Source organism: Paenibacillus alba (assembly GCF_013204855.1).
GTDB classification, from domain to species: Bacteria; Bacillota; Bacilli; order Paenibacillales; family NBRC-103111; genus Paenibacillus_E; species Paenibacillus_E alba.
Window position 1 is genome coordinate 149,451 of record NZ_JABMKZ010000016.1, and the last position, 6,223, is coordinate 155,673.

The 6,223-nt window shown below is 43.7% G+C and carries 8 protein-coding genes; all 8 read left to right on the top strand.

Features of this window, described 5'->3' with window-relative positions; translation table 11 throughout:
• The first annotated feature begins 45 nt into the window (after positions 1-45).
• The 8 genes from HQN90_RS20465 to HQN90_RS20500 all read left to right on the top strand — a co-directional run bounded on the left by HQN90_RS20465 (position 46) and on the right by HQN90_RS20500 (position 5,998).
• Positions 46-393: a winged helix-turn-helix transcriptional regulator gene (locus HQN90_RS20465; protein WP_079415640.1), complete on the top strand. Its 348-nt coding sequence runs from the start codon at positions 46-48 to the stop codon at positions 391-393.
• A 498-nt stretch (positions 394-891) separates the two neighbouring features.
• On the top strand, positions 892-1,260 hold the full coding sequence (locus HQN90_RS20470) for a LytR/AlgR family response regulator transcription factor (protein ID WP_173222057.1): 369 nt from the start codon (positions 892-894) through the stop codon (positions 1,258-1,260).
• A gap of 58 nt (positions 1,261-1,318) precedes the next feature.
• Complete coding sequence (locus tag HQN90_RS20475) at positions 1,319-2,014, top strand: response regulator transcription factor (RefSeq protein ID WP_173222059.1); 696 nt, start codon at positions 1,319-1,321, stop codon at positions 2,012-2,014.
• On the top strand, positions 2,007-3,098 hold the full coding sequence (locus HQN90_RS20480) for a HAMP domain-containing sensor histidine kinase (protein ID WP_173222061.1): 1,092 nt from the start codon (positions 2,007-2,009) through the stop codon (positions 3,096-3,098). The genes HQN90_RS20475 and HQN90_RS20480 overlap by 8 nt, the downstream gene beginning before the upstream one ends.
• An 81-nt stretch (positions 3,099-3,179) precedes the next feature.
• Positions 3,180-4,046 carry a VanY-A/VanY-F/VanY-M family D-Ala-D-Ala carboxypeptidase gene (gene vanY, locus HQN90_RS20485; protein ID WP_173222063.1) on the top strand — a complete coding sequence of 289 codons (867 nt, stop codon included), beginning with the start codon at positions 3,180-3,182 and terminating at the stop codon, positions 4,044-4,046.
• A 36-nt stretch (positions 4,047-4,082) separates the two neighbouring features.
• Positions 4,083-4,571 (top strand): VanZ family protein, encoded by a 489-nt coding sequence (locus tag HQN90_RS20490; protein ID WP_173222065.1) that lies wholly within the window; start codon positions 4,083-4,085, stop codon positions 4,569-4,571.
• Positions 4,572-4,659: 88 nt separating this feature from the next.
• Positions 4,660-5,241 (top strand): sigma-70 family RNA polymerase sigma factor, encoded by a 582-nt coding sequence (locus tag HQN90_RS20495; protein WP_216855389.1) that lies wholly within the window; start codon positions 4,660-4,662, stop codon positions 5,239-5,241.
• The gene (locus tag HQN90_RS20500) at positions 5,234-5,998 is read left to right on the top strand and encodes a DUF4367 domain-containing protein (protein ID WP_246362666.1); all 765 of its coding nucleotides are present in this window, start codon (positions 5,234-5,236) and stop codon (positions 5,996-5,998) included. The genes HQN90_RS20495 and HQN90_RS20500 overlap by 8 nt, the downstream gene beginning before the upstream one ends.
• The last annotated feature ends 225 nt before the right edge of the window (positions 5,999-6,223 follow it).

Below are 6,223 nucleotides of genomic sequence, written 5' to 3' on the forward strand. Positions count from 1 at the left end.
AGACGGGTGAGCGGGTATGATAACAGTAGAGGTGAGAAGAAGACGATGGATTTAATGGAACCACGACTTAGAGGAGTCCTAACGACGCTGGACATGATCGGAGGGAAATGGAAGCCGCTTATCTTGTTTATTTTATTGATAGATGGAACCAAACGATTCGGCGAACTGCGGCGCCTCATTCCGGATGTCTCCCAAGGAACGCTTGCGAAGCAATTGCGGGAGCTTGAGGATGCGCGGCTCATTGATCGCGTTGTGTATCCCGACATCCCCCCCAAAGTCGAGTATAGTATTTCGGAGCATGGCAAAACGCTGACCGCCGTTCTTGACAGCATGTGCGGCTGGGGCAGAAAGCATCAGGACTATGTTCATGCAAGCGAGCCAAACGTTCTTTAGGTGATTTGTCCTAAAGGATGTTTGGCTTGCTTTATTTGTCGGAGGCAGTCTCGGGCGTGAAAAGGAGCGAAACTGCGCAAAAGCTGTGATGAGCCTGCCGAAAAGGCAGTCTCATAGGCAGAGAAGCAGTGAACCGCCCCTGAGTCTGCCGAAAAGGCAGTCTCGAGCGTGAAAAGGAGCGAAACTGCGCAAAAGCTGCGATGAGCCTGCCGAAAAGGCTGACTCAGAGGCAGAAAAGCAGTGAACCGTCCCTGAGCCTGCCGAAAAGGCAGTCTCGGGCGTAAAAAGGAGCGAAACTGCGCAAAAGATGCGATGAGTGAGCCAAAAAGGCAGTCTCCGAGGCAGCCAAACCTCCACCCCGCTCTGAGCCGGCGAAAAAAACAGTCTCCGCTCGCGAAGCAAGCTAGAAATCTGTCATTTTGCCATCATTGGGGTAGTTTATACTTGATGTAATCAAATTCAGATGTTCTTGCAGCAGGGGCAGGAGAGGGGCATGAGTTGAAGGTAATTATTATTGATGACGAATGGGCTATGCATTTGATTATGGAACGAATGCTAGCTAAGTTGAGTGGGATCGAAATCGTAGGAAGCTTCCAGGAGACCACGGCGGCATATTCGTATTTGGAGAAGCATGAGGTGGATTTGATATTTATTGATGTTAATATGCCGCGAGAGAATGGCATTGAGTTTGCCAAGCGATTAAGAGAGAGCGGCAGCCTGAAGAAACTTGTGTTTGTTACTTCTTATAAGGAATATGCCTCAGCTGCGTTTGAGGTGTATGCTTATGATTATATCGTGAAGCCCGTTGAGCCGGATCGACTTCGCAAAACGGTGCAGAGGGTACTTTCCGAAGGTGGAATCGGGTAGAATAAGAATGAAACCCATATAAGACAGGTCAGACTATATATACAGGAGCGGGATTTGGATGAAGCGTACGACGATACTAATCGCTGATGATGAGCCGGAGATCGCGGATTTGATAGCCTTGCATTTGGAAAAAGAGGGTTACCATCTGATTAAGGTCGCGGACGGCCAAGAGGCGGTACATGCGATTCGATCGCATCCCATTGATTTGGCGATTCTAGATATTATGATGCCTAAGCTGGATGGACATGAAGTGACTCGGCAAATTCGCGAGCAATATCATCTCCCGATTATTTTTTTGAGTGCTAAATCGTCAGATTTGGATAAGATAACGGGCTTGGTCATGGGGGCGGATGATTATATGACCAAACCGTTTAACCCCATGGAGCTTGTCGCCAGGGTGAATGCTCAGCTGCGGCGGTCCATGCAATTGAACCAATCAACGACAGGCAATAAGGCCGTATTGGAAGCAGGGGGATTAAGTCTGGATGCCGATCAGCGGACCGTTACTCTGTATGGCGCTAACATCGAGTTAACGCCCAAAGAATTTGATATTCTGTACCTGTTAGTTAGTCATTCCAAGAAAGTTTTTAGTGCGGAACATATTTTCCAGCAAGTGTGGGGCGAAGCTTATTACGAGAGCGGGAACACGGTTATGGTGCATATCCGTACTCTTCGGAAGAAACTTGGTGAGGATACGAATAAAAATAAATTAATCAAAACCGTTTGGGGGGTGGGATACACGTTCAATGGTTAACATGATGCGCAGCTTTCGATCTAAAATGATCGCATTATTAGGTTTAAGCATGCTGTTGTCAGGCGGCGTCACTTTTATCATCTATAAGGTTCTGCAGCTCTATTATGCAGGCGTTCGGTTAGAAAATCCATTAGCCAAAGTACGCCAAGTGATATACAACATCGGGGATTTCAACTTTTTTATGATTGTTTTTATCCCGCTTGCGATTTTGTTTTTCTTTTTCCTGACTAAGCCCTATGCGGCGTATTTTAATGAGATATCGAGGGGAATTCATCGCCTTGCCAATGGCGATTTCCAAAGTCGTGTGCAAATTTCATCCAATGACGAGTTCAAGGATATTGCCGAAGACATCAACATGGCGAGCGAGAAGCTGCAAAAGGCGGTAGAACGGGGAGATTTTGCAGAAAGCAGCAAAGATCAGCTGGTCTTGAATTTAGCCCATGATTTGCGTACGCCGCTGACATCTGTACTCGGGTATCTGGATTTTATTCTTCAAGACGATCAATTAACGAAAGAGCAAGTGAAGCATTATACGACGATTGCTTTTACGAAGTCTCGACGCCTCGAAAAGTTGATTGATGAATTATTTGAAATTACTAGAATGAATTATGGCATGCTGACGATTGATAAGAAACCAATTGATCTAAGCGAGCTTCTCATTCAATTAAATGAGGAGTTGTATCCCATTTTCGAGAATAATCATTTGATCGCGAGATTGCATATAACGCCGCTTATGACTATTTGGGGGGACGGAGAGCTGTTGGCGCGTGTATTTGAAAATCTGCTGACGAATGCCAACCGTTATGGGAAAGAGGGTCAATTCGTAGATATTAACGGCCATTTGGATGCAGGGGATGTGGTCGTTCAAGTCATCAATTACGGGAATAGTATTCCCGAAGATGAGCTGCCTCATCTCTTTGATATGTTCTATACCGGGGACCAAGCTCGCACGCATCAAGGGGGAAGTACAGGTCTGGGATTATTTATAGCGAAAAATATTGTAGAGCAGCATAGTGGAACGATTTCCGTGCAAAGCAGCGTGATTCGAACCCTCTTTGAAGTACGTTTACCGCAGAAAATTTAAGAAAAATTTTAAGATTAGCCCACTTCTTTTTAAAAAGTTTTCCTTATCCTGAATGAAGCAAGGTTAGGGAGGAAACGAAAAATGAAGAAGTGGGTTTTTTGGCTTGTTATCTGCTTGCTTTTGGGCTATGAAGCCTTTCAACAGAAAGCGGAAGTTGTCATAAATGGGGATTCAGACAAGACTAACAATGAGGTACAAGCGGTGACCTCTCAAGGGAGCGATCTAACGATAAAGGTAACACCAGACCAGATTTATCAAGGAAATCTAGTGTTAATTAATAAGGATTACCCGGTCCATCAAGCAGGCACAACGACGGATGTGGTAAATCTCTTTCAGCATAAAGAGTTGATAAAAGGATTTGGCTTGCTGGACGATACGATTCGATTATCACAGAGTGTTATGCAACCCTTTACGAAGATGATTCAGGCAGCTGACAAAGACGGTATTGATCATTTTATGATCAATAGCGGTTATCGAGATAAGAAGGAGCAAGGTCAGCTGTATAAAGAAATGGGATCGGACTACGCATTGCCAGCGGGCTATAGCGAGCATAATCTAGGACTAGCTCTTGATATCGGATCTACACAGAAGGAAATGGACCAAGCGCCTGAAGGGAAATGGTTGAAAAAGAATGCTTGGACCTATGGGTTTATTTTGCGCTATCCCAAGGACAAAACGGCCATCACGGGCATTCAGTATGAACCTTGGCATTTCCGCTATGTAGGTTTGCCGCACAGCCTGATTATGCAGCAAAAGAATTTCACCTTGGAACAGTACTTGGATTTCATCAAAGAGCAGAAGACCATTTCGACGACAGTGAAAGTCCAGAAATACGAGATTACGTATTATCCTGTTTCCAAGAGTACGACCATCCATGTGCCTAGCAATCAACGCTATGAGATGTCAGGTAACAATATAGATGGTGTCATTGTGACACTACTTCCATGATGGCAGACAAGATGATCAAGAAGGTGAGGATACAGAATGAAAGCAGCGATACGAGTGAAAGACAGCATAGTGCCAGCTCTATATGCGGTATATATGTATGCCGTATTCAAAATTATTCTATTTAAGTTCAGCTCTATGGATATCCCCTTCCTCTGGCATCAGCTGCTGAGAAACTTGGGCAACCTTGGCTACATCAAGGATCGTTGGGAAACGGCCAATGTGGTTCCCTTTGCATCCATATCCAGTAATATTCAGAGTCTCTCCAACCATGATCTGATTAACTTATTAGGGAATATTGCGATATTCATGCCGTATGGGATATTTCTTGTATGGATGGATCAAAAACATCAAATATCACTTCTAGGCGTATTCATGCGAGCTTTGGGCCTAAGCTTATGCTTGGAATGCTCACAGCTCGTTTTGTCGATTGGAAGCTTCGATGTGGATGATCTCATTTTAAATGTTAGCGGGGGCTTGCTAGGCTATATGATCTTTAGGAAAAGTTCGAGAAAGAAAGATGGGTAGTTCCTTGTTAATACTTTCAACCTTTTTACGTATTAACTAATGTGAGGCCCACAAAAGTAAATCAAGAAAGTGAAGGGAGGGCAAAGCATTGGAGATTGCGCAGTTGAAGGCAGGCGTTTATCCAAATAAAAAAAGCCATCTACATGATGGGATCATGACGACAGATCGATTTACTCAAATATATGAGACGTACTATAGTCGTGTCTATAAGTATATCTGCTATCGAATCAACAATCACTATGCGGCAGAGGATATATGCAGTCATGTATTTGAAGTCATCATATCCAAATACCAGAGCTTCTCACCGGAGAAATCCAATTTCGAGGTATGGTTGTTTGCGATTGCGAGAAACGCAGTGACAGACTATTTCCGATCACAGAAAAAAAGAGCTGCTTTTTCACTAGATTCAATTATGAATATGTTTTTACCCAAGTCCTCTCCAGAAGAAATTGTGATACGAGATGATAATAATCAAGCCCTGTTTGTAGCATTAGCCAAGCTAAATGACAGGGAACGCAACATCATTGCAATGAAATATGCAGCAGGCTTGAAAAATTCGGAAATTGCCGACTTACTGGGTGTAAGTGCATCAAATATTGGTGTCGTTCTCTACCGAAGTTTGAACAAACTGCATAAAGAATTAGATACAGGAGGGGCCCAATTTGAATAAAACACGGAATTTAAAGGAATTTGAGAAGGTAACGGCCTTGCTTTCGCATGCCGAGATGGATGGGGACAACGTTCATAAAGAGCGAATCTTTAATCGCTTAAAATATAAAATGGAAACAGGAAAAATTCAATTATTTGACCTACAAAAGGATGGGATATCTATGAAAAAGAATTCGTGGAAGTCTATTGCTGTAGCTGCCGCTGCATTAGTTTGTGTGGGTGGCGTATTTTCGACGACCTCCTACGCACAGGATATGATTCATACGATAATGGCACGCTTTCAAGTTGGGAATATGGAAATTACACAATACGATAAAGAGCTGCCGGTTTCGAAGGTAGGAGACCCTTCCCCCGAATCTGCCAAGGAAACAGAGCGAATTGAAAGAGAAGCACCGCCAGCCATGACGTTGGACAAAGCCCGTGAAGTTATGGGAATTGACTTTCCGGCGCCAACCTGGTTATCCGATACCTATACATTCATGAACGTAGTATCTCAAGGCAAAAGTATGGTTGAGGTGCAGTATGAGGAGAAGGATAAAAATCTGATTTCACTGCTGATTTCAAAGGGCGCAAATAATGGGATCAGCACCACAGATGAGGTTAAAACAGAAACAATCAAAGGGACAAAGGTCTATTATGCGAATGGCATTGTGATTTGGGAATATAAAGGGTTTACCTACGAATTGTACTCAGGAATTGATTTCGATGTTGAAGCCATGAGTAAAATCATCGGCTCCTTATCGACGAAAGGCAAATAATCCGTAAAAGCCTGCGAAAATACAGGAATTACCGAGCGAATTCGGTTAAAAAGTGGAAATGCCTGCAATTGTGCAGGCATTTTTATCTTTTTCGGCCGCTCATCGATGAAGTAAAATAGTTTGTGTACCAACATTTGGAGTATAGGCAAATGACAAAAAAGTAGGGTATTCTCGGGATTACCACACCACCAAGAAGGAGCCCTACTCAATGACTACTATACCCCA

Coding starts and splice junctions, on each gene's coding strand:
- vanY (WP_173222063.1), top strand. CDS start 3,180: ATGAAGAAGTGGGTTTTTTGGCTTGTTATCTGCTTGCTTTTGGGCTAT.
- HQN90_RS20465 (WP_079415640.1), top strand. CDS start 46: ATGGATTTAATGGAACCACGACTTAGAGGAGTCCTAACGACGCTGGAC.
- HQN90_RS20490 (WP_173222065.1), top strand. CDS start 4,083: ATGAAAGCAGCGATACGAGTGAAAGACAGCATAGTGCCAGCTCTATAT.
- HQN90_RS20475 (WP_173222059.1), top strand. CDS start 1,319: ATGAAGCGTACGACGATACTAATCGCTGATGATGAGCCGGAGATCGCG.
- HQN90_RS20480 (WP_173222061.1), top strand. CDS start 2,007: ATGGTTAACATGATGCGCAGCTTTCGATCTAAAATGATCGCATTATTA.